The following is a 24,795-nucleotide window of genomic DNA, read 5'->3' as shown; positions in this document are numbered from 1 at the left end:
AAATACGTTTTAAATGCGCTAGAAATTTTATGAAACTTTCTATTTTGTCTTGTGCTGTTTTAATTACTTTACCTATGCTCAGTTATGCTGAATTGACAACAAAAATTTCGGCAAAAACTCAGCCTAAAATTACTCCTCCAAAATCTAGAATGTTGTATCAATTGAACTTCGCTCAGGAAGATACAATTCCTCAAGGTTGGCGTATTCCAGGAAATAATCCAGGTCATATTTATATCGAAAATGGCGTATTAAATATTGATGGACGGGCAAATGCAATGAGCCCAACCACAATTTTGTTACCTCAAGGATTTGAAAAATATAAAAATTATAAAATAAATTTTAATTTTACTTTAGATCAACCATTAAATGCTTCTCGTTGGGGAAGCGTGATTTATGATGTCACAGAAACGCAGGGTGTGGTGCCAAGTAGTTACTATCAATTTACCTTAAGGGCAGATACTACAGCGAAAAATGGCACTGAATTTGGTCGTCATAAAGCCAATGCACAATGGGAAGTTAATCAAACTAAAGGGTTTTATGAAAACATTAAAGCGAATCAATGGTATACCGCCAGTGTAGTGGTCTCAGGACAACGGGTTCAACACTATTTAAACCATCAGTTAATGCAGGATGTAGAACTTGACCAAGAATCTACAAAAGGCGGCATTGGTTTTTCCGCTTCAGGTATTGTTTTAAAAATTAAAAATATTCAAGTGTCTGAACAGCTCACTGCCTTACCTGAGCTTACCCATAATAAAGTTACGCAAGTACAAGAAATTCAAACTCATGTAGCTTTAGCACCCACCATTATTCAAAAAATAAAACACCCAAATAGTGCATTAAATTCAAGTAATCAAAAATATTATCAATTAGATACAAAGTTAAATTTACTAGATCAAACTGGGCAAGTGGTCGAAACCTTACAACATTATTTATCCAATCCTCAGCGTAAAACTATTCCTGTGCTAGAGATTAAAGACCCTAAAAGTATTGAAGCATTAAAATTACTGTCTAAATCTCAGGATATTAGTGATATTACGGTGTTATCAAAAAGTGATGACCTGCTTAAATCTGCACATCAAATTATACCGATGGTTCGAACAGCATTGGATTTAAGTCGAGAAAATCTTCAAGATCGTCATCAAGATCTGGTTGAAATTATCCGTCGCAGCAATCAAGCTTATGCACGAATTGTCGTGGTTCCTCAAAGCCTGAGAGAGAAAGCATCGATCAGTTTTATTCAACGTCATCTGATGACAGTTTGGGTGGATACATCTGCTGTTGAAGCTCAGGATGTAGCGCGCGTGTTGACCACAGGTGTAAATGGGGTGATCACCACGCAAAGTACGGTTTTTTCCAGTATATTAAAACAATTTCCAAAAAATACTTTATTGCGTAAACCTTTTATTATTGGGCATCGGGGTGTACCCAGCTTAGAGGATGAAAATACTTTAGAAAGTGCCAAACATGCAGTCGCTTTGGGTGCAGACATTGTTGAAAATGATATTTATTTGACTAAAGATCAGCATCTTGTGGTGATGCATGATGCAACCGTTGATCGTACAACGCGTTCAACTGGAAAAATTGAAGAGATGAATCTTGCGCAGGTTCAACAATTACAATCTAAGCATAAAGCTTATAAAATACCGACCCTTGCAGAGTATTTTAACTTTTTAAAACAGCATCCAAATGTTGTACTGATGATTGAAATGAAAAGTGCCAATCCAGCGTTGGTGGCAAAAATGCAGGATGAGATTAAAAAGTATCAAATGGAAAGCCAAGTGGTCACGACATCATTTAATACCGATCAAATTGTACGTGCACAAACTCAAATGACTGAGATTCCTCGAGGTTTGTTAGTAGGGAATATGCCAAACAGTCGTAACAATTTGGTCAATACTAAACAAATCAATAGCGATGTCCAAAAGTATAACTCTAGTTATAACCCTGCTTATCGGTCTGATTTGATCAATATTTTAGAAGCCTCAAAACATCGTGGCATCAGTTTCTGGCCTTGGGCTTTGAGTGATGACACATTTAACAAGTTGTATGTGGCAGGAACCAATGGGATCACCACCAATTCAGCACAGCTTTATTCTAAATATATCGTGGATATACAAGCACCGAAAAATATTAAAGCCAGAGTAGGACAAGCTGTTTTAATTGATGCTCAAACGACTCAACAAGACGGAGAAAAAGCCAAATTGCAAGTCAACAATTTTGTGGTTTTAGCTGGTTCTCCAAAGCATGAGCTAAAAAATGGGCAGTTGCGTTTTGTTGAACAAGGAATAGCTTATGTTTTGGCGGGCTACAAATATCAGATTGACCCACAAAATGACTATCAAATCTTTTCAGTACCTATCAAGGTGGTGGTGAAATAACTTATCGGGCTGTATGAGTTTAAAAAGGTACTTTGACATTTTTAGGGAAATTGGGAAAAAGAATAAAAAGCATTTTAGGATTTTTCTGTAGTCCTGAACCGTCTAAGTAAGTCCATTGATGTGAATGCTGTGAGCGGATCGCGACCATAAAAGAAGGCGATGCCTTGACTGTTTTGCCTGCCACTTTCATCGTGATGGTTTTTGGCACAAAACAAATTTCTTCTTGGTCGACGATATAGCTGTAGAGAGGTGGATTGGACTCAACCTTTTGAATTTCTAGTTTGGATTCTGCAAACATATTTTGGGCATATTTGAGCAACTTTTGGTAGTTTTCAGGACCACCGACATAATTGATCAGTGAAGGATGGGTTTTTTGTTGCATAAAACTATAATCATTATTCTTTAAATCTTGTCCTAAACGTTGTAGGTCAGGTGCAATGATTTTAGGGTAGTCCTGTTGGCAACTTAATTGTTGTGCGTGGGCAGGGGCTAAAATGGTCAAGAATAGAACGCACGCATAAATTGTTTTTATCATGTTGGATTAAATCCGCATATGTGTTGTTTTGAGTATATAAGTTTGTCAAAAAAAGTTCATCAATCATCCAGACTTAATGATACTTACCTATAGCATATCTAGATTTCGATGGTTATCACTAAGACAATAAGCATCAAACCGAGTTGTTTAACTCGGTTTGATGCGCTTTAACAAGCTTTAGACCTTACCACTTATAATTAATTTTGCCGTAATAGAATGCGCCATTAAAGCCAAAAGGTGAGAACTGACTGTACTGTAGGCTTCCACCCGTTGGTTTGTTGATGTCATAAACATCTTTATCTGGATAAACATTGGTAATGTTGTCACCGCCAAGGGTAAATTTCCAAGCTTTCAATTGATAGCTGAGGGCTAAGTCTAAAAGCCATTTTGCAGAGAATTTCTGATCGCTGGCTGAACCAGAGTTACTGAAAGTTTTGAAGCTGCCATAACGCGTGATATTGGTGTTAATACCAAAATTTCCAATTTTATAATCATTGGCTAAACTGAATTTATGTTCAGGTGTACTGCCTGCCAGTAAACCATATTGTTCACGACGGTCTAAGCGTGTCAAATTGACACCCAATGCATTTAAAATGTCAGGATTTTTATCTACATTGGTGACTTCATTGCGATTAAAGTTATAAGCTAAAGATGTGGTTAACTCTCCATAAGGTAGATTCTGCCATTGATAGTTTGCAACCAAATCCACGCCACGTGTACGTGTATCACTGGCATTATTGAAGAAACGTACACTGCTAAAGTTGGTATTGGTGATGCCTTTTGAGATCAGATAATCACGTACAGCAGGGCTGCTGGCATTGATATTCGAAGACAAGCTAATACGATCATCAATATCGATTTGATAGGCATCTAAAGTCACATACAGATTTGAAGTTGGGGTAAACACAAAGCCAAGACTGTAGTTTTTGGATTTTTCAGCTTTTAAATCCTCAGCACCGAGTAATTGCGCAACTTGAGATGAGCTTGGGAATGTACCTGCTTCAACGAATTGCCCATTGACCAGTTGAGAGGAAGTTTGGGTAAAATACTGTTGTGCTAGACTTGGCGCTCGAAACCCTGTAGAAACTGAACCACGTACAGCAACTTGCGGTAAAAGTTTATAACGTAAGGACAGTGAAGCATTATTGGTATCCCCAAAATCATCATATTTCTCATAACGATATGCGCTAGAAGCAGAAAGCTTTTGGGTAATATCCGTTTCTAAATCTAGATATCCTGCATAACTGTCTCGCGTCCATTTGCCTGCATCAGCTTGACGAAAACCAGATAAACCCGAAGATCCGCTTTTATAATAAGAACCTGGATCTCCTGCTTTAATTTGATATTGTTGGTTTAAATACTGGGCACCAAATGCAATATTCAAAGGGCTTGCAAATGCAGATATGTCATATTCTTTAGAAAGATCAATATTAAAAATAGACTGGCTATTTTTCAGCTTGCCATTATGAAATGAATTGGGTGTTGCCCCTGTGTCTTTGTAGAGATCAACATTAATGGTTCGGGTATTTACATCATATTGGTTCAAACCATAATTTGCAGAAACATCATAACGCCAATCCGCGGCTTCTCCTCGTAGACCTGCAACAGCACTAAAGTCGTCTAATTGACCTCGGATCAGAGGTAAGTAGCCATTCGGGAACAATGCTGGAACATTGTTTGAGGCATTGCTTAAACGATAAAATCCAGCAGTTTCAGCATTTCGATGGCTATAGGTAGAGAAACCATATAATTCGACGGTATCACTAAGGTCAAAGCCAGCATTGAAAGCAGCTTTTACTTCGTCTGATTTTGGGTCACCAAATCGAAATGTCCTTTGCCCATATGTGGTTGCATTTGGGTCACGTAAGTCTAAGCCAGCACGATTGGTTGCTTGATTGTCCTGCCATTCACCTGAAAAAATGGCATAACCATAATCGCCAAGTCGAGTTCCGCCTGAAACATAGGACTGCTTTTGCTCACCATCACCTTTATCATAAATACCGTAGCGTATACCCGCTTCACCCGTCCTAGGGTCAGACTTTAAGATGATATTGACGACACCTGCAATTGCATCTGAACCATAACGTGCAGAAGCACCTTCTCTGAGGACTTCAATACGGCTAATTGCGGAAACAGGTATTGCATTTAAGTCGGTGGGTGCTGAACCACGACCAATTGTTCCGCCCAAGTTAATAAAAGCGCCAGTATGGCGACGTTTACCATTCACCAAAACCAAGACTTGATCTGGGGAGAGTCCTTTCAGTTGTACAGGACGAACCAGTTCCGTCCCATCAACGACAGTCGGGCGGGGAAAATTAATGGAAGGAATAATTTTACTCAGTGCTGTGCCTAGCTCACTGGAACCTGTTCGTTCAGTAAGTTCCTGTGCACTAATCACGTCAATCGGTTGTAGAGAATCAGTCTTAGAACGCTTTAATGAGCGTGTCCCAGTCACCACAATCGTATCTAATGTTTTAACTTCGGGAGATGTATTCAGTTGTTCTTCAGCATGTGCTTGTGGGTACAGTAAGGCTAAGATCAAACTTGCTGTGAGACTGAATGAATATTGTTTTGATAATTTACGCATAACTCTATTTTGAAGCTCTTTTTGTAACTATTTGTAGTGATCATAGTGAGCTTGGCAAGATTTAGAAAACAACTTTTAAAAATATCAATAGAACAAAATCTGCAAAGAGTCTTGTTATTTAAAGCTTTCTATTCATGGCTAAAGCCAATTTTATCAGTCGTGTAGATTGATCACTGGAGCTTGTTTTAGCGTGGGACTGTAGAGGTGTAAAAAAGGCTGTCATCATGACAGCCTCCAGTAAAAAGAATTTTGCACCCTTTAACGTGGTGGAAACCCTGCTTCGGTTAAGGCATCCGCAACTTGTTGCTGTGTTGCTGATGTTTCAACTTGAACACTGCGATTTGGTGGATCAGCAATGACTTTTGCATTTGCATCTACAGATTGGACTGCTTTGGTGACACCACGTGCACAACCGCCACAGGTCATATTTTCAATATAAAATTCCATATCTCACCTGTTTGAAGAAGATTTAAAACCAATATAAACCTTACCATAATTGTAAGGTCAAGCTTTAATACTTGAACTTTCTCTTAATGCTTTTCAGAAACATAGTTTATGGTGTACTTGGGTATTTCTATTTCTAATGGTTCTTCTGGAACTTTTACCTGACAAGAGAGTCTGGATTCAGGGGTAAGCCCCCATGCACGATCTAATAAATCTGCTTCGATATCATCCATTTCAGTTAATTGATTAAAGCCTTGCTTTATCACTACATGACAGGTTGTACATGCGCCAGATAAATCACATGCATGTTCGATGGGTATGCCGTGATCTAATAAGCTTTGGCATAAATTACTTCCACTTTCCACTTCTAAGGTTGCACCATCTGGGCAAATTTTCTCATGGGGAAGTACTTTAATTTTTGGCATACATAACATCCTGAAATAAACCTATAGCTTGCAAATAAGGTGCTTAGCCATCTTATTTTCACTAGAGTGAGCAGAAAAATGATAAGCAGAAACGTGATATTTTTACTGATGATGACTGAGCCAGTTGAGCATCATATTAATTTCAGCCTCTTGTGCAAGAACTACATTCTCAGCAAGTTTGCGCACTTCAGGATAATGACCGTATTGCAATTCTATTTTCGCCATATCAATTGCACCTTGGTGGTGAGGAATCATACCGCGCATAAAATCAATATCTGCATCTCCCGAAAATGAAATCATCATATCCGCATGCATCTTGTCATTTGTTTGACGAAAAGCATCTATAGCAGCTTGAACATGGTTAAGTTCAGAAAGCTGAGCATTGTTTTCTAACCATCTTTGCATGACTTCGATTTCTAGCTCTTGGTCGATAACAATATTTTCAGCTAAGCGCCGTAATTTGGCATCAGCGCCATATTGTAGAACAACTTTTGCCATATCAATGGCACCCTGATGATGCGGAATCATCCCTTTCATGAAATCCATATCTGCATTTCCAGTGAAATCAATTTGCATTTGTGTATGCATACGGTGGTTCACGATCATATAGGCATTGATAGAAGCTTGATTCGGCAGATTTGATCCATTCATATCATGGCGTTGAGAATGGTTTTTGGGGTTATTATTACTCATTGAAGTTCCCTTTAAGTTTTAGATAAAATTTTGCATATTAAAAATCACTGTATCTATCACAATTTTTAGAACAGAAATTTTATGGAGATTGATATTTACCGTAATGATGGAAGTTGTTGATTACTCCATGAACGGTCTCAGGACTCTAGATAATTTAGAGTTGCTTAATGTTTAGTCATCCTAATCTTTACAATCATGTGAAGGTCAAGCACAAAATAATTTGCTTTAAACGTCGCAACAGCGTTTCTTATAAAGTGATGTTTTTAGGTAATTGGCAAAGCACTTTATACCGAATAAGTCATGAAACTTATCCAATACCTGAGCAATGAATTGATGTGTTTTTAAAAGATAGCAATAGCACACTTTATTTTGAATATTGCAAGCTTGGTCTAAGCTTAGTTTGATTGTATAGAGATAAAACCTCATACAATTGATCAATACTTAATTTTTGGAGCGACTTTATTAAAGTCAGTCTTGATTCAACCAAAGCAGATATACAAAATTTGAGCATTGATAGTAAACTCTGGTCTTAAACTTTAGCGCATAAGAACAGGACCATGAGAGAAGATCATTTATATTCAGTTATTTATCAAGATATTCAAGAGGCTTTGGCTGAAATTCAACAATTAACACAAGATCAGCATCTATGCGCCCTTGGTTTGGGAATGGTTGAAGATTTATGTGGTTTCTTTTATGTGGGATGCACCATAGAAAACCTTAAATCTTTTGAAGATGTGTACGAAGCATGGTGGATTTCAGAATGGCAATATTCAAGTACTGCCAATAATCATACACATGATGCGATCATGGCACTCTATGAAGCATTGGGTAAACAATGTACTGATGAACAATATATTGCTTTGAGAGAGCATTATCAAAATACCATCATCCAAGCATTACAAGATTTAAGAGATGCAGGAAAATTAAAAAATAAGCAGGGCGAAGAAATCATGGTGATTATTCAGTATGCTGATTCATTTGATGAGGACTTTGAGGAGAGTAGCTTCGCTCAGATCAATCCTGAGTTTTTGGTACCACTCTTTAAAAATCGCTTTAAACAAAAATCAGGTGAAAATTTATATGATTATCTGTTGCAAAAAATAGCAGTTTAAACACATTTAAAGCGCAATAAAAAAGCTGAGTTCAACAACTCAGCTTTTTTATTGCGACATTATTGATCTTAAAGATCTGAAAGATCAACACCAATACGTGCAGCAACTTCTTCATAAGCTTCAACCACACCACCTAAGCCTTGGCGGAAACGGTCTTTATCGAGTTTTTTCTTAGTGTCTTTATCCCATAGACGGCAACCGTCTGGAGAGAACTCATCACCTAAAACAATACGGTCATGGAACACACCAAATTCAAGTTTGAAATCAACAAGAAGCATGTTGCCTTGAGCAAATAAGTCTTTAAGTACCACATTCACTTTTTGAGTCAATTCTTTCATTTGAGCAAGCTGTTCCGCATTTGCCCAACCTAAAGCAATCGCTTGAGACTCATTGACCATAGGGTCGCCTAAAGCGTCATCTTTAAAGAACAATTCAAAAGTTGGTGGAACAAGTTCTAAACCTTCTTCAACACCTAGACGACGGCATAATGAACCTGCTGCATAGTTACGCATGACGCACTCTACAGGAATCATTTGCAATTTTTTAACCAAAACTTCAGTTGGAGAAAGAAGTTTTTCAAAATGAGTTTCGATACCCGCCGCTGCCAATTTTTCCATGATAAAGGCATTAAAACGGTTGTTCACCTTACCTTTACGATCTAGTTGCTCTATTTTTTCGCCATTGAATGCAGATGCATCATCACGGAAAACTAGAATTAGATGATCCGCGCTATCTGTTTCATAAACAGATTTCGCTTTACCAGTATAGAGCAAGGTTTGTTTTAACATGGGGGAACCTTTTGCAAAAAAAAATTGCCTAGAACGACTAGGCTGGCCAGTTTTGGTAAATCTGGGTCAATAATCCTGCAGCTTTTTCTTTATCTGCAAAACTATTGTCTGCGTTAAACACAGCAAGTGTGTTGCTTGAACCTACTGAGCTAAGTCTGAGTATATAAGTTGAATTATCGATTTTCACAGTTGCCTCATTGGCATTTTTGCTTTGACCGATTAGCTTATAATTTAGACTACTGAGGGTTGCAAGTGTGTACTGCCAAATTGTAGCAGAATTTCCATCAATTTTGATCAATGGATTGCCATTTCCGTCAGTTAAAATTTGAGGTCTGCCCACAGTTTCGGTGCTTGTTGCACTTCCATCTGTTGATGTGTTGACTTGAGCAACTTCTGGGCGAGGCACGTCATAACGATTGCCTTTTTTATTTTCAAATTTAGGTGCATGCTGAAGCGCCAGCGGGTCAACAATAGGAGCTGGATACATAGGCGTTGCAGGTCTAACTGTTGAACCTTCAGGGTACTTAAGCGGCTCTACTGTGGTCGTATTTTTATAATCTAAAGAACCATTATTGATTCCAAGGGAACTACAACCCGCCAAACTTAAAGCTGAAATGGCAAGAGTTAAACCTAAACGTAATTGCATAATACTAAGCTCTTATTAAATGAGACCTACTGCTTTGAGTTCTTCACGCAGAGGCGCACGGTATTTTTCTGCAAGTGGAGTTAATGGTAAGCGAATACCTGTACCAATTAATTCCATTTCATGAAGTGCCCATTTCACTGGAATTGGGTTCGATTCGCAAAATAGAATATTGTTTAATTTTGCAACTTGGTCATCTTTAACTTTTGCAGTACTTGCATCACCAGCAAGTGCAGCCGCACAAAGTTCACTCATGATTTTAGGAGCAATATTGGCAGTCACAGAGATATTGCCTTTTGCGCCTAACTGCATCAGTTCATTTGCTGTCGCATCATCACCAGAATACACCAACATGTTTTTACCTTGTAAACCATCAATCAATTGTTTACCACGTGGTACATCGCCTGTTGCATCTTTAATTCCAACGATTTGAGGAATATCTGCTAAACGAATGGCAGTATCATTATGTAAATCAACGCCTGTACGACCTGGAACATTGTAAAGAATGATCGGTAAATCAACAGCTTCTGCAACTGCTTTATAATGTTGGAATAAGCCTTCTTGTGTTGGCTTGTTATAATAAGGGGTCACTAAAAGTGCGGCATCTGCGCCGAGCTGTTTAGCTTCTTTGGTGAGTTCGATCGCTTCGTGTGTCGAGTTTGCACCAGTACCGGCAATAATTGGAATACGTTTATTGGCTACACGGATAATTTCTTTAATTACTTCTGTGTGTTCTGCCATGCTAAGAGTAGATGCTTCACCAGTTGTACCGACAGCAACAATACTATTAGTGCCTTGTTCTATGTGCCACTCAACGAGCTTCTCGAGACCCTTCCAATCTACGCTGCCATCTTCAAACATAGGGGTGACGATTGCGACAATTGAGCCTTGAATGGTCTGTGCTTGCTGAGTCATTTTAAAAAAATATCCTATTTTTCCATCCGCATGCGTTTGAGTAAACAAGGATTGGGATGGTTGCAGTATTTTGATTTGAGCGAAAAGCAATCATTCGAAAGATTGCATAATGCTTACCCAAATTATGACTGATTCAGCGAGACAGAACAATATGCTTTAGTCAAAGCTTGGAAATTCTTTAAAAAAAGCAACAATTCACTCACATTTAAGTTGAATAAATTTTATTTTTAAATTTTTTATGCCGAAAATACAGGTGATTTTTTGCATATATACTTGCATGAAATTTATACCAGCCTAAGTTTCAAAAATAAAACCCTAAGACATTCTATAGACTGTTTTGTATTCGGTTGTTGGGTTATTGAGAGTTTATTATCGAGTATTGAAATTGTCTTATCAGATTATTAATACACTGGACATACTTTGAAGCTGAGTTTGCTGTGGTGATAGATGCAATGATGGTGTAAATACTTCACCACTTTGAGATCATTTGATCAAGCTGCAAAACTGAATCCTTGATTTTGATAAGAAGCTCGCAAAAGTGAGCTTTTTTATTGTATGTTAGGTCATCAACGCGTGTCATATTGATCATTAGAATAGCTGAGATTTAGCCAGTATAAGGATAGGGAAATGTTGCAAACTGAGCGTAGCGTCTTAATTGTTGTCGATGTGCAAAATGGTTTTACTTCAGGGGGAAACCTAGCGGTTGCCCAAGCAGAAAGAATCATACCGACCATCAATCAATTGGCAGATCATTTTGACAATATTGTACTGACACAAGACTGGCATCCTGCAAACCATATTTCTTTTGTTGAACAACACCCTCAACATAAAGCTTATGATGTCATTCAACTGGACTATGGTCCACAAGTGCTGTGGCCCTCTCATTGTGTGCAAGACACAGAGGATGCTGAATTCCATCCTGATTTAAATATTCCTACTGCGCAATTGATTATTCGTAAAGGTTTTCATTCGCACATTGACAGTTACTCAGCTTTTATGGAAGCAGATCATAAAACCACAACAGGTTTGACAGGGTATTTGCGAGAACGTCAGATCGACACTGTATATATTGTTGGCATTGCGACAGACTTTTGCGTCGCGTGGACTGCAATGGATGCGGCTAGATTAGGGTTTAAGACCTTTGTGATTTCTGATGCAACCAAAGCAATTGATCTACATGGCTCATTACAACATGCATGGCAAGAAATGCTGGCTGCTGGCGTAAAGCGTATGGTTTCAAAAGATATTCTTGATTACCCTCAATCATAAATGACTGCATAAATTTGAGCATTTGAGAAAAGTGATACTGATTTAAACGACATGCTTTAAGATAAGCCTTGATTTTAAACCTATTTGGGTAGGGACAATGTCAGCAATTTTACGCTTTAGTCAGTTTGTGCAAAAAACTTTTGCACTTTGGGTCGTTGTATTTGCATTCATCGCATTATGCTTTCCCGATGCATTTGTATGGATGAAAGCTTATATTCCATGGGTTCTTGGCATCATTATGCTAGGGATGGGAATGACCATGACAGTCGATGAGTTTAAAAATGTATTGTCCAATCCAAAAGCAGTGGTGATCGGTGTGGTGGCTCATTTTGTGGTGATGCCAAGCGTAGCATTCTTTCTCTGTAAGATTTTTAATTTACCGCCGGAAATCGCTGTAGGGGTAATCCTCGTTGGATGTTGCCCAGGAGGGACTGCTTCCAATGTGATTACTTATATGGCAAAAGGCAATACCGCTTTATCTGTCACATGTACTTCTGTTTCAACATTTTTAGCGCCTATTTTAACACCTGCTATTTTCTATGTTTTGGCAAGCCAATGGATTCCGATTGATGCAGGTTCAATGTTTATAGATATTCTTAAAGTGGTGATTTTCCCCATCATCTTGGGTGTGATCTTAAGAAGTGTGTTCAAACAAAAGACTGAACAGTATATCCAAGTGATGCCATTGGTCTCTGTAATTGCGATTGTCGTCATCGTCGCAGCAATTATTGCTGCCAGTAAGGCATCTATTTTGCAATCAGGTTTGCTGATTCTTGGTGTGGTTATTCTACATAACGGACTAGGTTTTTTACTGGGCTATTGGGCAAGTCGTTTATTCAATTTGTCTTACCCAGATTCCAAAGCTGTAGCGATTGAGGTGGGTATGCAAAACTCAGGCTTAGGGGTAACCTTGGCTGCGCTTCATTTTGCTGCGTCTCCTGTGACTGCTGTTCCCAGCGCAATTTTCAGTTTATGGCATAATATTTCGGGTCCAATCTTAGCCACATACTGGGCAGCGAAAGCGGATAAAATGTCGGAAAATAAACCCTAATACCGTACAACTTTAGCGCTCATTTAGAGCGCTGAATTTTAGTTTTTTTATTTACAGTGATTTATTCACTATCGAGTTGTTTTAAAAACTCATCTTCAGTCAGTACAACAAATCCATGTTGTTCCAAGAGGGCAGTCGTGACACCTTTGCCTTGCACTTTTTGCCCAGAGAATGAACCATCATAAATCATATTTGAACCGCAAGAAGGGCTATTGGCTTTTAAAACAATGTGTGTAACTTGATGTTGTTGTGCAAGTTTAAGTGTTTTTTCTGCACCCTGAATAAATGCTGAAGAAACATCGTCACCATTGGCATCTTGTACTTTAGCTTGCCCCAATAAAACAGCATAACCATCACCACCCACAATTTCAGCAGATGGTCGAGGTGTACTTAAACCACCTGAAACTTCAGGGCAAATCACAACAGCTTGTTGATTGTCGAGCAACTGTTTAAGTTTATCGTGTAAACAGTTTTGAGCATCATAACGGACATTTTCACCGACAAGACATGCACTGATCAGGTATTTTGGGGTCATCTTGAGTTTAATTCGAGCTGCATTAAATCCATGCCAATATCATATAAATCAGTTTTAAAGTCGAGACTTAATTGTTCTGTAAAGGCAAATTTTTGATAGAATTTTTTTGCACGCGCATTGGTTTTTAACACTTCTAAGAAGATATAGGCTTGATGATGTTGATTTGCAATCTCAATCATATATTGCATTAAATGTGCGGCTATATGTTTTCCAATGACATCTTTGAGTAAATAAATTTTCTGTAATTCAGCACCCATACGCGCTAAATTGGGCTGGTATTGATTAAGGTTGAGTTTGGCGTAGCCGATCAGTTGAGCATGCTCATTTTCAGCCAATATCCAAATTTGTTGCGGGTCCGCTAGAGATTTCGATAAGTTTTCAAGACTAAAATCTTGGTTGAGAAAATTTTGTAATCCTTGTTCTGTCCAAATATCACTAAAATGTTGGCGATATGTTGTGTTGCCTAGTGCATAAAGTTGATTTGCATGGAGCATCGTGGCTTGGTAAATTTTCATGATGTTTTATCTTAAAATGATGGCTTATTATGATTTGATGCGATGTTCAATCATTGATGATTTTCATGTGATAATCAATCTGAAATATGGGAAATGAATGTTGCTATGAGCGTTTATGTGGATCGTGCAAAAGTACCGTTTAAAGGCAAAGAATGGTGTCATCTCATGGCAGATACACTAGAGGAATTACACCATTTTGCAAACATGTTAGGCATAGATTCGCGTTTATTTCATCGTTCTGCATCTTATCCTCATTATGATATTACTCTGCAAATGCGGGTCATCGCCATTGCGCATGGGGCAATTGATGCTGATCGGAAAACCATTATTGCTTGTGGAAAGCAGCTTAAACTTCAATTAAATCAATCTTGATAAATATTGTGTAGAGAGAACATTTATCAAGATACTTTTCTAGAGATTCAGTCTTGTTCTGATGAGGAGCGCAAGGGTAGAATCTTTGATGACGATCAATGATGAACAATGACAGAAATATGAGTGTTAAAGAAGGTCCAACAGAAATATCACAGGACGACATTATTATTTTGGCTGAAACTTTTCGGCTTTTAGGTGATGCGTCACGTCTGAGAATTCTTATGTTCTGTATGCGTGGACCTCGCCCTGTAGGTGATATTTGTGAGGCACTGGACTTGTCTCAATCCTTGGTCAGCCACCATTTACGTTTATTACGTTCTGCACGATTGGTTAAAAGTGAACGTCAGGCGAAGCAAGTCTTGTATGAAATTGCAGATACACATGTGAGTCATGTTTTGTCTGATATGGCAAAACATATTGCAGAAGAGCAGTGTGGTTAATGTTGGTATTCTAGTTTTTAGAAAATTATACCAATCAATATGATTAACTTAATATAAATGAAAAGGTACGAAAGATTATTTTTATCTTTTCATCTCTAAAAAGTAAAACATCGGCTACACAAATCGATTCAAACTTTAGAAGCATAGGGTAGTATTGCAAGCTTTATACCGTCAAATAACATGTATCATATTGATTTTATTGGTCTAAATTTCATATTTGCTGTGTGATTTTTGAATTGATTGACTATGTTATGCTAGTTTTTTTGATTTGAATCTTTATTTTTATTCATATTTTTGAGTTGGATTTAAACACGAAGAATAAACAAAGACGCTTCAAAACATAGATCCTAAGTTTGAACGTTAACGCCACATGGTTAATGTAATTCCCTTGTGGCGTTGTGTGGTTGATTGATGCAGAACTTAGTGACTATGCCCAGCATGAGGATCAATTTTGACAGGCTTTTCAAGGCTACATGAGCTATCGCCTTGCCAATCAATGGCAACAGTGGGATGTTCAATATCAAATTTGGTTTTTAATTCATGTTCAATTTGTTCGGTGAGGATCTTGATATCTACACCCGCTTCAGGTTGGACGTGTAATGTTGCCATTGCTCTTCCAGACGTGATCATCCATACATGAATATGGCTAATTTTCTGAATGCCTTGAACAGATTTTAATAAGTGCGTGGTGATATCTGTAGTACTGGCATTTGCAGGAGCACCTTCTAATAGGATATGAATTGTTTGTTTAAACAATGCCCATGCGCTACGTAATACCAGTAATGAGACAAGAACAGACAAAATAGGATCAATCGGGGTCCAACCTGTGTACCAGATCACAATCGCCGCGATAATTGCAGCAACAGAACCCAATAAATCACCCATCACATGAAGAACTGCACCCTTAACATTCACATGATCTGTGTCATTACGTGTCAGATACCATAATACAAAGATATTTACCAACATTCCGATAATAGCCACAATGAACATGGGTCCCGCAAGAACGGGTTGAGGTGATTGAAAGCGTACAACAGCTTCATAAACGATCCAACCCACAATCCCAAACAAAGTTAGAGAATTGATTAACCCTGCAATCACTTCGAATCGCATATAACCAAAAGTACGGGATTTATCTGCGGTGCGGCGACCAAAGCGAAAGGCTGCGTAAGCTAAGCCTAAAGCAAGTGCATCTGTCATCATATGTCCTGCATCCGCAAGAAGTGCCAGTGAACCAGATATGATTCCTCCAGCAGCTTCGACGAGCATGAAACTAAAAATAATGAAAAATGAAATTAGAATTTTTTTCTCATTTCCACCATTCGCTTCAGGCGCATGGTCATGATCGCTATGGCTGTTATGGATATGATTGTGATTATGTCCCATAAGGACCTCTACATTATTAGATTGCTTACATATGAATATATGTTCATATGTTTGTTTTGTCAAATGTGTTTATGTTAACTGCTCTATTTTATTATTGATCAAAATATTTAAAGTCTGATGTACTTCTATACAGGCTTATATAAAAAAATCCACACATCCATGCCATTTTCATGCATGAATTGTGTGGATCTTTTACTATGGGTATATATTAGATTTTATCAATCAGATACATATACTCAATATCTAAAATATGAATTATTCAACAGTGACTGATTTAGCCAAATTACGTGGTTGATCTACATCTGTACCACGTAAAACAGCAACATGATAAGACAACAACTGTACTGGCACACTGTAAACAATCGGCGCTAACCATCCGTTGACTGCAGGTACATTAACAACATGTTGGCGGTCTTTATTGACGATTCCACTGTTCTCATCGGCAAACACAAATAATTCACCGCCACGCGCTTGAACTTCTTCCATGTTGGATTTGAGTTTATCCAACATATCATCATTCGGTGCAAGAATAACCACAGGCATATCATTGTCAACCAAAGCCAATGGACCATGTTTCAATTCGCCAGCAGCATAACCTTCAGCATGGATATATGAAATTTCTTTAAGCTTTAAAGCACCTTCCAAAGCGATCGGGAATTCTGTACCGCGACCCAAGAATAAACAGTGTTGTTTCTCTTTGAACAGGTCTGATAAACGTAAAATTTCCGCATCATTTTGTAAGGTATCAAGAATAACCTTTGGAATATGCCATAACGCAGAGGTAATTTGTTCAATAGATTCTGCACTGATACTTTGTTTAACTTGACCGAGTTTTAGCGCTAACAACATCAAAGCGGCAAGCTGAGTGGTAAATGCTTTGGTAGAAGCAACACCAATTTCAGGGCCAGCAAGGGTTAAAAGATGATGGTTGGTTTCACGAACCATTGACGATGTTGCAACATTACAAATGGTCATGGTGCAAATATTTAAGCCTTTTGCCTGCGCGCGTTTTTGGGTGTCACGCAAGGCGGCTAAAGTATCCGCTGTTTCACCTGATTGAGAAATACAGATATACAGGGTATTTGCTACAATCACTGGCGAGCGATAACGGAATTCGCTGGCAATTTCAACTTGGCATGGCAAATTGATCAGTTGTTCAAACCAATATTTTGCAATCATCCCTGCATGATAGCTGGTACCACAAGCAAGAATTTGAATTTGTTGGACATTTTTGAAATCTAATTCAGCATTTTGTAAAAAGTCTTCACGCAATGCATTGCCGTTTAAGGCTTGAGAAATGGTTTGCTGAATTGCTTCAGGCTGCTCATAGATTTCTTTGAGCATATAATGCTTGTATTCACCTTTTGATGCATTGCTTACTGCGGCATCTAACTCCTTAACAGGACGCTTAACCAATTGATCTTTAACAAAAACCTCAATGGTTTCACGGGTTAAACGTGCAATATCACCTTCTTCAAGATAAATAAAACGATTGGTGACAGGTAAAAGCGCCAATTGATCAGAACTGATAAAGTTTTCGCCAATACCTACACCGATGACTAAAGGTGAACCTTCACGCACAGCGATCAATTCATCAGGAAAATCAGTATGTACGATACCCAATGCATAAGCACCTTTCAGTTGAGGAACAACCTCTTCAACTGCTTTCAGTAAACTTGGCGTTGATTTGAGTGCTTCAGAAATTAAATGTGCAACAACTTCAGTATCTGTTTGTGAAGTGAATATATAACCAAGCGCTTCAAGATCATCTTTGAGTTCTTGGTAATTTTCAATAATACCATTATGTACAACAGCCACATGCCCAGAAATATGTGGATGGGCATTATTTTCAGTAGGTTTACCGTGAGTTGCCCAACGCGTGTGTGCAATACCCAGTGAACCTAAAATATTTGATTCAGAAATTGCCCCTTCTAAATTGGCAACTTTACCAACACGACGTTCACGCAAGATTTGACCTTGGTCAACAAGGGCAACACCAGCAGAATCATAACCACGATATTCAAGGCGTTTTAGACCTTCAATTAAAATATTTGTAATGCTTCTTTCAGCAACGCCACCAACAATACCGCACATATTAATATCCTCTTATTTCTTGACCTTTTGGGGACGTTGATAATTTTCTTTAGAAATTTGTTTTGCACGTTCAAATGCAAGACTGTTGTCAGCGACGTCATGGGTAATCACAGAACCAGCACCTGTGGTTGCGCCATGACCAATCTTGATTGGGGCAACCAGAGAATTATTGGTGCCGATAAAGGCATTATCACCAATGATTGTTTTGTGCTTATTGGCACCATCATAGTTACAGGTGATGGTACCTGCACCAATATTGGAGCCTGCACCAATTTCAGCATCACCTAAATAGGTAAAATGATTTGCTTTTGAGCCTAGACCAACTGTGGAGTTTTTAACTTCTACAAAGTTTCCAATATGCACTTCGTCTGCGAGTTGAGCGCCTGGACGAAGGCGTGCAAATGGACCAATCAATACATTCGAACCCACCACAGCATCTTCAAATACGCTATACGCTTGAACTTTAGTGCCTGCAGCGATTTGAGTATTTTTAATCACACAGCCTGCACCGATTTCAACACCATCACCAAAGCTACAATTGCCCTCGATAATCACATTGATATCAATACGAACATCGGTACCCACTGTGAGTTGACCACGTAAGTCAAAACGTGATGGATCGATTAAATGCACACCTTGTTGCATCAACTGTTTGGCCTGATAGTTTTGAAATTCACGTTCCAAAGCCGCAAGTTGGATACGATCATTAACGCCTTCAACTTCAAATGCCAATTCAGGTTGAATTGAGGCAATTTCCATTCCGTCAGCCAATGCCATTGCAACGATGTCAGTCAGGTAGTATTCACCTTGCGCATTGTCATTACTGAGTTGAGGTAACCATTCATGCAGTTTGGCATTGCTGACACAATAAATACCTGTGTTAATTTCTTTAATCTGGCGTTGTTCTTCAGAAGCGTCTTTATGTTCAACGATTGCTTGAATTTTTCCATCTTTACGAACAATACGTCCATAACCGGTTGAATCTTCAAGCGTCAATGTAACTAAGCCAATACCTGTTGTCGTGGACACATCGATTAAACGTTGCAAGGTACTGTGTTGGACACAAGGTACATCACCAGAAAGGATTAACGAAATTCCATCTTTAGGTAAAACAGGTAAGGTCACTTTAACGGCATGCCCTGTACCCAATTGCTCAGTTTGTTCTACCCATTCAACGTTTTCTTGTGCAAATGCCTGTTGAACCAGATCACCGCCATGCCCAAAAATGGTAATAATATTTTTTGCTTGTAATTGTTTTGCTGTTTCAATTACATGACCGAGTAATGGACGTCCTGCTAAAGGTTGAAGTACCTTCGGTAAACGTGAGCGCATACGCGTTCCTTTACCCGCCGCAAGAATGATCACAGTTGTAGACATATCACACCTAACAGATCTGGCTTAAGCCATTTTAAAATATAAATAAATCATGATACATATTGCTGCCCAGACCCCTGCAATAATGTCGTCGAACATGATGCCAAAACCGCCATCGACTTTTTCATCAATAATGCGAATTGGCCAAGGTTTCCAAACATCAAATAAGCGGAACAATGCAAATCCAACCACCACCCATATCCAATTCATTTGTCCAATATAGATCAAGGGAAGAAATGTAATAGATTGCCCTGCAAACTCATCCCAAACGATTCGACCATCATCATGCACATGAATAATGTCTGCCGTTTTTCCACAAATCCAGATGCCGACCAAAGACATAATGATGATTGCCAATATGGCGCCATAAAAGCCAATTGCAAGCCAAATCGGGATAAACAATAGGGCAAAAGCAGAGCCGAAAGTGCCTGGTGCTTTGGGTGCTAAACCAGAACCAAAGCCTACACCACAGAACACAATAAAGCGTTCTGTCCATGTCATATTTTTAAAGACAATCGGAGGTTTATGCAAAGTGTTGGTACCCTTGAAGTTGCAATGAATGGTCTAAGCCATCTTTCTCAAATGCAATGCCACATTGTTGTGTAACTTTTCCAATAATTGTAGTGATTACATTGGGTTGTAATTGCAAAAGTTTATCATAATTTTGCATACTTATTGTAAAGCATAATTCATAGTCATCTCCGCCAGCCAAAGCATATTTCCATTGCTGATTTTCACTTAAATCCCTTAAAGCAGGATTAATCGGGAGTTGATTTAAATTAATTTTAGCACCGACCTTAGAAGCGTCCAAGATGTGCCCAAGGTCTTGAGCTAAACCATCTGAAACATCAATCATGCTTGACGCTAAACCTTTGAGCATTGCGCCAAGTTCACAACGAGGCGTTGGGTAGTCTAGACGTTGTTGAAGGGGATGCCCTAAATGTTGTAGCGCAAATGCGGCATCACCTATGGAACCACTGACCACAATCAGATCATCCACTTGTGCTTGCGCACGCGTCACAGCTTGACCAGTTTCAATCCAGCCAAGTGCGGTTACGGTGATGGTCAGCTGAGGGCTTTGTGTGGTGTCACCACCAATTAAACGTACCCCAAATTGATCACAACAATCATATAAGCCCTGACTAAAATCTTTTAGCCAGTCATGATCGATTTGGGCTAAGCTCAATGCCAGAAGAATGCTATGCGGTTTTGCACCCATGGCAGCAATGTCTGAAAGATTGACAGCGACAGATTTCCAACCAATGGCATGGGCAGAAGTATCTAAGGGGAAATGCCGTCCTGCGACAAGTGTATCTGTACAAATCACCAGTTGGTGATTTAAAGGCGGGGTGAGCAGGGCTGAGTCATCTCCAACACCTAAGTCAACATCAGACTGTTGCTGACGATTGAAATAGCGTTCAATAATTGAAAACTCAGCCATGTAAAAACAACTTATTTCGCTTGTTGTTTTTCTGCTTCACGCAGGCTTGTTGCTAAACGGTCTAATACACCATTGATGTATTTGTGACTGTCCGCACCACCAAAGTGTTTTGCCAATTCAATGGCTTCATCCAGTACCACGCGATATGGAATTTCAAGATGATCTTTGAGTTCATATGCGCCTAAACGTAATGTAGCAAGTTCTACACCGTCTAATGCATCAATCTCACGATCAAGTACTGGAATAAGTAAAGCATCCAATGCTTCATGGTTTGCGATCACAGTAGTGAGCAACTCATGATAATAGCTCAGATCCACTTTATGCATAGCATTTTCAGCACGTGTACGTGCTTCGATTTCATGCACTGGGTTGTGGCTCATTTGCCATTCATAAATCCCTTGTACAGCAAAGCGACGTGCTTTACGTTTCGCTGCATAAGTAGCTTGGAGTGTTTGCGACATGCTTTAAATTGCCTTTAACAGGTTAACCATTTCAATTGCAGTAAGGGCAGCTTCACCACCTTTATTACCTGCTTTTGTACCAGAGCGTTCAATCGCCTGTTCAATACTATCCGTAGTCAATACACCATTAATTACAGGTAAACCAGTATCTAAACCAACTACACCTAAACCTTTGGCACATTCACCTGCAACGAAGTCGAAATGTGGAGTACTTCCACGAATCACTGCGCCAAGAGCGATCACTGCATCAAACTTACCTGAAGCTGCAAGTTTTTTAGCGACAACAGGAAGTTCCCATGCGCCAGGTGCATGAACGACAGTGATATTATCGTCGCTTACACCATGACGATGCAATGTATCAATCGCACCTTCTAATAAATGTTCAACAACAAAGCTGTTAAAACGACCAACTAAAATCGCGTAACGGTCTTCGCTCGCGAGATGTAATAAACCTTCAATTCGGCGAATCGCCATAGCAACCTCGATAATTTTACAGATAAGTTATTTTACAGATTTCTTTGATCAAATGCTTTCTTTCATGGAATCACCCAGATCAAAGAGATCAATTGAAACAATTATGAATCAATCTCTTGTTCAGCGGTAATATACTCAACCACTTCCAGATTAAATCCTGATAATGCATTGAAACGGAGTGGTGAGCTTAGCAACTTCATTTTTTCTACGCCCAAATCACGTAGAATCTGAGCACCTACACCAATCGTTTGATATTGCTGAGAAAGTGCGGCATTTGATTTGGTCGGCTTTGGTTTGCCCAATGCTTCTAACGCTGGACCTAAATCAGATAAATGACGTTGCCCGATCCAGACCAATACACCACGATCACTATGGGCAATCGTTTTCAGTGCTTTATCTAGATTCCACGCAGGCTCACCATCTTTTTTATTGAGTTTAAGTAAGTCGCGAGCAGGATTGAAACCGTGTACACGTACAGTGGTTACACCTTGTTTAGGTTCACCTTTCACCAAAGCCAAATGAATATCTGGGTTACCGATTTCACGGTAACGGTAAAGATCAAATGTTCCATATTCAGTATCAATGCTTTGCTGATCCAAACGTTCTACCGTTTGTTCATTGGTCATTCGATAATGGATGAGGTCTGCAATCGTGCCAATTTTCAAACCATGTTTTTCTGCAAACACTTCAAGATCTGGACGACGTGCCATTGTACCGTCTTCATTGATGATTTCGCAGATCACTGAAGCTGGTTCTAAGCCTGCCAAACGAGATAGGTCACAACCTGCTTCGGTATGCCCAGCACGGTGAAGTACACCACCTGGTTGAGCCATCAATGGGAAAATATGACCTGGTTGTACAATATCAGAAGGTTTGGCATGTGCAGCAACCGCAGTCTGAATGGTATGTGCACGTTCTGCCGCAGAAATACCTGTTGTAATACCGTTTGCCGCTTCAATTGAAAGCGTGAAGTTTGTGCTGTGTTGTGCACCGTTGTGATCGACCATCAATGGTAAATCCAGTTGCTTACAGCGATCACGACTCAAGGTCAAGCACACTAGACCACGTGCATGTGTAATCATAAAGTTGATGTCTTCAGGACGTACATGTGTTGCAGCAATCACCAAATCGCCTTCATTTTCACGATCTTCGTCATCCATCAGGATAACCATTTTCCCTGCACGGATATCTGCTACAAGCTCTTCAACGGTATTGAGCGGCATCAACCTTCACCTTTTTGTTCTGTCGTGTGACATTTTCATTGGATTCATTCGGCACATAGTCTAACGCGTTTTTACGTATTTTGCCTATGCTTATCATCTTCCTTTACCGCTCATAGTTATACACAAGCTTATAGGGGTATGAAAAGAGAAGGAAAATTGATTTATGCAGATTTTGAACAAACATTAAACGCTTATTTCGAAAAAAATAAGATGAGCTTATGAGTATTAAAGCAAGTAAAAATAAAAAAGCGCTCTACCTTTATGGGTAGAACGCTTTTATGCTGATTTGAATTATAGGTCTGAAACAGGTTCAGAACTGACGCTTTGTTTTTTACCTTTTAAAATTTCTGTACGAATATTTTGTGCAAGCTCAGCACACTCATTATTCATTCCATTAATCATAAAGGCGTGGCGTGTCAGTACATTGGTAGGATTTGGCAAAGCGACCAATTGATAGCAATCACCAATATGTTTGAGTTGATCATTGCTTAAGTACAGTGCCATTTCTTTAGCAATTAAATGATTCACCAAACGTTCTGCTGCATGTTTAGCATCCAACTGCATTGCTTCTACAGAAGTGGTCACGGCACAGCGTGTTTGTAAAACGAAGCGTTTGTCTTCGCGATAACGTTTGTACAGAACCTCAGACAGCAATTGGAACACTGAACCAATCATCAGTATGGATTGTGCAGCATCGGGCTTTTCAGCATCAATACTCAAGATCGCCCCGTGTTGATTAAACGCTTGATGAATGACGAAATCTTTAGAATTGAGTTTGAAATGTTGTGCACAAAGTTCAATGCTTTTATTCAGGAAAATCTGACATAAGTTAAAATAAGGTACAGATACAGATTGATTGACGGTATTCATCAATTGTTTTGGATCATAATACTGAATATTCAATGCAAGAATTTCTTGATCATCATCGACAGTAGAAGTGACCGCAACTTTAGGTTCAGGTTTAACTTTGTTTTGAGCCTGTTGCTGTGCCTGAGCAATTGCTAAGGTGCGATTGGCTTTTTCAGCCTCCAAAGCTTCTGTTAATTGTTGAATTTCGTGTTTTAAGCGCGCCTCATTATTGATACGTGCCAAATATTCACTACGCGTTGGGCGTGCAATTGCGCGATAAGCCAACCAAAGAAAAGCGTGGATCAAAAGTGAAACTAAAATCGCAAGCCATTGGGTCCGTAAAATTTCACCAATACTCGGTTTGATTAACGTAATTTCAATCGTTCCGACTTTTTTCTCGTTCTGCAATGCATCACGAACAAATACTTCGCCTTGGCGAGTTTTTGCCATGCCGCTGGTTGCAAGCACTTGTTTTTTAGCATCAAGTATTCGAATCGAAGCAACGCTTGGATTGGTCGCATAACGATTTGCCAACAGTGCCAATGAAACTGTATTCGCAGGTTCAAGCTCAGACAGGCTGTCTGTGACCAGTTGACTGGTCATCAGTTGCCCTTGACTGGCACGGTTTTCATTTAACTGATGTGTTGTTGCAACTACCAATAAAAAGGTATGAAATGCAAAACTTACAATAAGTAGGCTAGCAAATAGCCCTTGTCTTGGCGCATTCAACGTAAACTTCCAAAGCAAAAAATTTCGATTTCGATTATGATTCTTCCAATTGTTGTAGC

25 protein-coding genes are annotated in these 24,795 nt (G+C 39.1%); 6 read left to right on the top strand and 19 right to left on the bottom strand.

Annotated features, from left to right (window positions below):
* Positions 1-29 precede the first annotated feature (29 nt).
* Positions 30-2,381, top strand: a complete 2,352-nt coding sequence (locus I9192_RS21460) for a glycerophosphodiester phosphodiesterase family protein (RefSeq protein WP_005035004.1) — start codon at positions 30-32, stop codon at positions 2,379-2,381.
* A gap of 19 nt (positions 2,382-2,400) precedes the next feature.
* Here I9192_RS21460 and I9192_RS21455 read toward each other — a convergent pair whose 3' ends face one another.
* The 5 genes from I9192_RS21455 to copM form a co-directional block, all read right to left on the bottom strand.
* On the bottom strand, positions 2,401-2,916 hold the full coding sequence (locus I9192_RS21455) for a hypothetical protein (RefSeq protein ID WP_200150027.1): 516 nt from the start codon (positions 2,914-2,916) through the stop codon (positions 2,401-2,403).
* Between the two features lie 184 nt (positions 2,917-3,100).
* The gene (locus I9192_RS21450; RefSeq protein ID WP_005035012.1) at positions 3,101-5,503 is read right to left on the bottom strand and encodes a TonB-dependent receptor plug domain-containing protein; all 2,403 of its coding nucleotides are present in this window, start codon (positions 5,501-5,503) and stop codon (positions 3,101-3,103) included.
* Positions 5,504-5,761: 258 nt separating this feature from the next.
* Positions 5,762-5,950: a heavy-metal-associated domain-containing protein gene (locus tag I9192_RS21445; RefSeq protein WP_004825842.1), complete on the bottom strand. Its 189-nt coding sequence runs from the start codon at positions 5,948-5,950 to the stop codon at positions 5,762-5,764.
* An 83-nt stretch (positions 5,951-6,033) separates the two neighbouring features.
* Entirely contained in the window at positions 6,034-6,372 is a 339-nt protein-coding gene (gene fdx, locus I9192_RS21440) for an ISC system 2Fe-2S type ferredoxin (RefSeq protein ID WP_005035016.1), read from the bottom strand.
* 102 nt (positions 6,373-6,474) lie between these two features.
* Positions 6,475-7,065: a CopM family metallochaperone gene (copM, locus tag I9192_RS21435; protein ID WP_005035018.1), complete on the bottom strand. Its 591-nt coding sequence runs from the start codon at positions 7,063-7,065 to the stop codon at positions 6,475-6,477.
* A 557-nt stretch (positions 7,066-7,622) separates the two neighbouring features.
* On the opposite strand from copM, the gene I9192_RS21430 reads away from it, so the two are divergent.
* Positions 7,623-8,177, top strand: a complete 555-nt coding sequence (locus tag I9192_RS21430) for a DUF4303 domain-containing protein (RefSeq protein ID WP_005035021.1) — start codon at positions 7,623-7,625, stop codon at positions 8,175-8,177.
* Between the two features lie 68 nt (positions 8,178-8,245).
* Here I9192_RS21430 and purC read toward each other — a convergent pair whose 3' ends face one another.
* From purC to dapA, 3 genes are read right to left on the bottom strand one after another with little or no spacing between them, the layout of a single operon-like run.
* Positions 8,246-8,965, bottom strand: coding sequence for a phosphoribosylaminoimidazolesuccinocarboxamide synthase (purC, locus tag I9192_RS21425; RefSeq protein ID WP_004825848.1), 720 nt, complete (start codon positions 8,963-8,965; stop codon positions 8,246-8,248).
* A 37-nt stretch (positions 8,966-9,002) separates the two neighbouring features.
* Positions 9,003-9,611 (bottom strand): hypothetical protein, encoded by a 609-nt coding sequence (locus I9192_RS21420; RefSeq protein WP_005035025.1) that lies wholly within the window; start codon positions 9,609-9,611, stop codon positions 9,003-9,005.
* A 15-nt stretch (positions 9,612-9,626) separates the two neighbouring features.
* Positions 9,627-10,523, bottom strand: coding sequence for a 4-hydroxy-tetrahydrodipicolinate synthase (gene dapA / locus I9192_RS21415; protein ID WP_004825854.1), 897 nt, complete (start codon positions 10,521-10,523; stop codon positions 9,627-9,629).
* A gap of 627 nt (positions 10,524-11,150) precedes the next feature.
* On the opposite strand from dapA, the gene pncA reads away from it, so the two are divergent.
* Complete coding sequence (pncA, locus tag I9192_RS21410) at positions 11,151-11,792, top strand: bifunctional nicotinamidase/pyrazinamidase (RefSeq protein ID WP_005035028.1); 642 nt, start codon at positions 11,151-11,153, stop codon at positions 11,790-11,792.
* A 97-nt stretch (positions 11,793-11,889) separates the two neighbouring features.
* Positions 11,890-12,843 carry a bile acid:sodium symporter family protein gene (locus tag I9192_RS21405; protein WP_005035029.1) on the top strand — a complete coding sequence of 318 codons (954 nt, stop codon included), beginning with the start codon at positions 11,890-11,892 and terminating at the stop codon, positions 12,841-12,843.
* 61 nt (positions 12,844-12,904) lie between these two features.
* On the opposite strand, the gene I9192_RS21400 is transcribed toward I9192_RS21405, so the two are convergent.
* Both I9192_RS21400 and I9192_RS21395 read right to left on the bottom strand, forming a co-directional pair.
* The gene (locus I9192_RS21400; protein WP_005035030.1) at positions 12,905-13,378 is read right to left on the bottom strand and encodes a DUF523 domain-containing protein; all 474 of its coding nucleotides are present in this window, start codon (positions 13,376-13,378) and stop codon (positions 12,905-12,907) included.
* A complete protein-coding gene (locus I9192_RS21395; RefSeq protein ID WP_005035033.1) occupies positions 13,375-13,893 on the bottom strand; it encodes a GNAT family N-acetyltransferase in 519 nt (172 codons plus the stop codon). The genes I9192_RS21400 and I9192_RS21395 overlap by 4 nt, the downstream gene beginning before the upstream one ends.
* Before the next feature lie 105 nt (positions 13,894-13,998).
* Here I9192_RS21395 and I9192_RS21390 point away from each other — a divergent pair, with 105 nt between their 5' ends.
* Together I9192_RS21390 and I9192_RS21385 are read left to right on the top strand one after the other, a co-directional pair.
* Positions 13,999-14,265 (top strand): DUF4031 domain-containing protein, encoded by a 267-nt coding sequence (locus I9192_RS21390; RefSeq protein WP_026040265.1) that lies wholly within the window; start codon positions 13,999-14,001, stop codon positions 14,263-14,265.
* A 119-nt stretch (positions 14,266-14,384) separates the two neighbouring features.
* On the top strand, positions 14,385-14,705 hold the full coding sequence (locus I9192_RS21385; RefSeq protein WP_005035035.1) for an ArsR/SmtB family transcription factor: 321 nt from the start codon (positions 14,385-14,387) through the stop codon (positions 14,703-14,705).
* 420 nt (positions 14,706-15,125) lie between these two features.
* On the opposite strand, the gene I9192_RS21380 is transcribed toward I9192_RS21385, so the two are convergent.
* From I9192_RS21380 to I9192_RS21340, 9 genes are all read right to left on the bottom strand, one after another.
* Positions 15,126-16,091, bottom strand: a complete 966-nt coding sequence (locus I9192_RS21380) for a cation diffusion facilitator family transporter (RefSeq protein WP_005035037.1) — start codon at positions 16,089-16,091, stop codon at positions 15,126-15,128.
* Positions 16,092-16,346: 255 nt separating this feature from the next.
* A complete protein-coding gene (gene glmS, locus I9192_RS21375) occupies positions 16,347-18,185 on the bottom strand; it encodes a glutamine--fructose-6-phosphate transaminase (isomerizing) (protein WP_200150026.1) in 1,839 nt (612 codons plus the stop codon).
* Positions 18,186-18,197: 12 nt separating this feature from the next.
* The gene (glmU, locus tag I9192_RS21370) at positions 18,198-19,562 is read right to left on the bottom strand and encodes a bifunctional UDP-N-acetylglucosamine diphosphorylase/glucosamine-1-phosphate N-acetyltransferase GlmU (protein WP_005035042.1); all 1,365 of its coding nucleotides are present in this window, start codon (positions 19,560-19,562) and stop codon (positions 18,198-18,200) included.
* A 21-nt stretch (positions 19,563-19,583) separates the two neighbouring features.
* Complete coding sequence (locus tag I9192_RS21365; protein ID WP_009585439.1) at positions 19,584-20,060, bottom strand: phosphatidylglycerophosphatase A family protein; 477 nt, start codon at positions 20,058-20,060, stop codon at positions 19,584-19,586.
* A 22-nt stretch (positions 20,061-20,082) separates the two neighbouring features.
* Positions 20,083-21,000, bottom strand: coding sequence for a thiamine-phosphate kinase (gene thiL / locus I9192_RS21360; RefSeq protein WP_005035044.1), 918 nt, complete (start codon positions 20,998-21,000; stop codon positions 20,083-20,085).
* 11 nt (positions 21,001-21,011) lie between these two features.
* Positions 21,012-21,461 (bottom strand): transcription antitermination factor NusB, encoded by a 450-nt coding sequence (nusB, locus tag I9192_RS21355; RefSeq protein WP_004825937.1) that lies wholly within the window; start codon positions 21,459-21,461, stop codon positions 21,012-21,014.
* A 3-nt stretch (positions 21,462-21,464) separates the two neighbouring features.
* Positions 21,465-21,935 carry a 6,7-dimethyl-8-ribityllumazine synthase gene (gene ribH, locus I9192_RS21350; protein WP_004718750.1) on the bottom strand — a complete coding sequence of 157 codons (471 nt, stop codon included), beginning with the start codon at positions 21,933-21,935 and terminating at the stop codon, positions 21,465-21,467.
* A 101-nt stretch (positions 21,936-22,036) separates the two neighbouring features.
* Positions 22,037-23,158 (bottom strand): bifunctional 3,4-dihydroxy-2-butanone-4-phosphate synthase/GTP cyclohydrolase II, encoded by a 1,122-nt coding sequence (ribBA, locus tag I9192_RS21345; RefSeq protein WP_004825939.1) that lies wholly within the window; start codon positions 23,156-23,158, stop codon positions 22,037-22,039.
* A gap of 291 nt (positions 23,159-23,449) precedes the next feature.
* Positions 23,450-24,754, bottom strand: a complete 1,305-nt coding sequence (locus tag I9192_RS21340) for a hypothetical protein (protein WP_094195001.1) — start codon at positions 24,752-24,754, stop codon at positions 23,450-23,452.
* Positions 24,755-24,795: the final 41 nt, after the last annotated feature.

This window comes from Acinetobacter bereziniae, assembly GCF_016576965.1.
GTDB lineage: Bacteria > Pseudomonadota > Gammaproteobacteria > Pseudomonadales > Moraxellaceae > Acinetobacter > Acinetobacter bereziniae.
The sequence above is the reverse complement of the archived record's forward strand: the minus strand, read 5'-3'. Positions and strand labels throughout refer to the sequence as shown.

What these genes read in the sequence shown, in the direction of transcription:
- glmS (WP_200150026.1), bottom strand. Translation starts at nt 18,185, where the DNA reads ATGTGCGGTATTGTTGGTGGCGTTGCTGAAAGAAGCATTACAAATATT.
- I9192_RS21380 (WP_005035037.1), bottom strand. Translation starts at nt 16,091, where the DNA reads ATGGGACATAATCACAATCATATCCATAACAGCCATAGCGATCATGAC.
- thiL (WP_005035044.1), bottom strand. Translation starts at nt 21,000, where the DNA reads ATGGCTGAGTTTTCAATTATTGAACGCTATTTCAATCGTCAGCAACAG.
- pncA (WP_005035028.1), top strand. Translation starts at nt 11,151, where the DNA reads ATGTTGCAAACTGAGCGTAGCGTCTTAATTGTTGTCGATGTGCAAAAT.
- I9192_RS21450 (WP_005035012.1), bottom strand. Translation starts at nt 5,503, where the DNA reads ATGCGTAAATTATCAAAACAATATTCATTCAGTCTCACAGCAAGTTTG.
- I9192_RS21395 (WP_005035033.1), bottom strand. Translation starts at nt 13,893, where the DNA reads ATGAAAATTTACCAAGCCACGATGCTCCATGCAAATCAACTTTATGCA.
- dapA (WP_004825854.1), bottom strand. Translation starts at nt 10,523, where the DNA reads ATGACTCAGCAAGCACAGACCATTCAAGGCTCAATTGTCGCAATCGTC.
- I9192_RS21405 (WP_005035029.1), top strand. Translation starts at nt 11,890, where the DNA reads ATGTCAGCAATTTTACGCTTTAGTCAGTTTGTGCAAAAAACTTTTGCA.
- I9192_RS21365 (WP_009585439.1), bottom strand. Translation starts at nt 20,060, where the DNA reads ATGACATGGACAGAACGCTTTATTGTGTTCTGTGGTGTAGGCTTTGGT.
- I9192_RS21445 (WP_004825842.1), bottom strand. Translation starts at nt 5,950, where the DNA reads ATGGAATTTTATATTGAAAATATGACCTGTGGCGGTTGTGCACGTGGT.
- I9192_RS21420 (WP_005035025.1), bottom strand. Translation starts at nt 9,611, where the DNA reads ATGCAATTACGTTTAGGTTTAACTCTTGCCATTTCAGCTTTAAGTTTG.
- glmU (WP_005035042.1), bottom strand. Translation starts at nt 19,562, where the DNA reads ATGTCTACAACTGTGATCATTCTTGCGGCGGGTAAAGGAACGCGTATG.
- I9192_RS21390 (WP_026040265.1), top strand. Translation starts at nt 13,999, where the DNA reads ATGAGCGTTTATGTGGATCGTGCAAAAGTACCGTTTAAAGGCAAAGAA.
- ribH (WP_004718750.1), bottom strand. Translation starts at nt 21,935, where the DNA reads ATGGCGATTCGCCGAATTGAAGGTTTATTACATCTCGCGAGCGAAGAC.
- ribBA (WP_004825939.1), bottom strand. Translation starts at nt 23,158, where the DNA reads ATGCCGCTCAATACCGTTGAAGAGCTTGTAGCAGATATCCGTGCAGGG.
- I9192_RS21400 (WP_005035030.1), bottom strand. Translation starts at nt 13,378, where the DNA reads ATGACCCCAAAATACCTGATCAGTGCATGTCTTGTCGGTGAAAATGTC.
- nusB (WP_004825937.1), bottom strand. Translation starts at nt 21,461, where the DNA reads ATGTCGCAAACACTCCAAGCTACTTATGCAGCGAAACGTAAAGCACGT.
- I9192_RS21455 (WP_200150027.1), bottom strand. Translation starts at nt 2,916, where the DNA reads ATGATAAAAACAATTTATGCGTGCGTTCTATTCTTGACCATTTTAGCC.
- I9192_RS21430 (WP_005035021.1), top strand. Translation starts at nt 7,623, where the DNA reads ATGAGAGAAGATCATTTATATTCAGTTATTTATCAAGATATTCAAGAG.
- copM (WP_005035018.1), bottom strand. Translation starts at nt 7,065, where the DNA reads ATGAGTAATAATAACCCCAAAAACCATTCTCAACGCCATGATATGAAT.
- I9192_RS21460 (WP_005035004.1), top strand. Translation starts at nt 30, where the DNA reads ATGAAACTTTCTATTTTGTCTTGTGCTGTTTTAATTACTTTACCTATG.
- I9192_RS21385 (WP_005035035.1), top strand. Translation starts at nt 14,385, where the DNA reads ATGAGTGTTAAAGAAGGTCCAACAGAAATATCACAGGACGACATTATT.
- fdx (WP_005035016.1), bottom strand. Translation starts at nt 6,372, where the DNA reads ATGCCAAAAATTAAAGTACTTCCCCATGAGAAAATTTGCCCAGATGGT.
- purC (WP_004825848.1), bottom strand. Translation starts at nt 8,965, where the DNA reads ATGTTAAAACAAACCTTGCTCTATACTGGTAAAGCGAAATCTGTTTAT.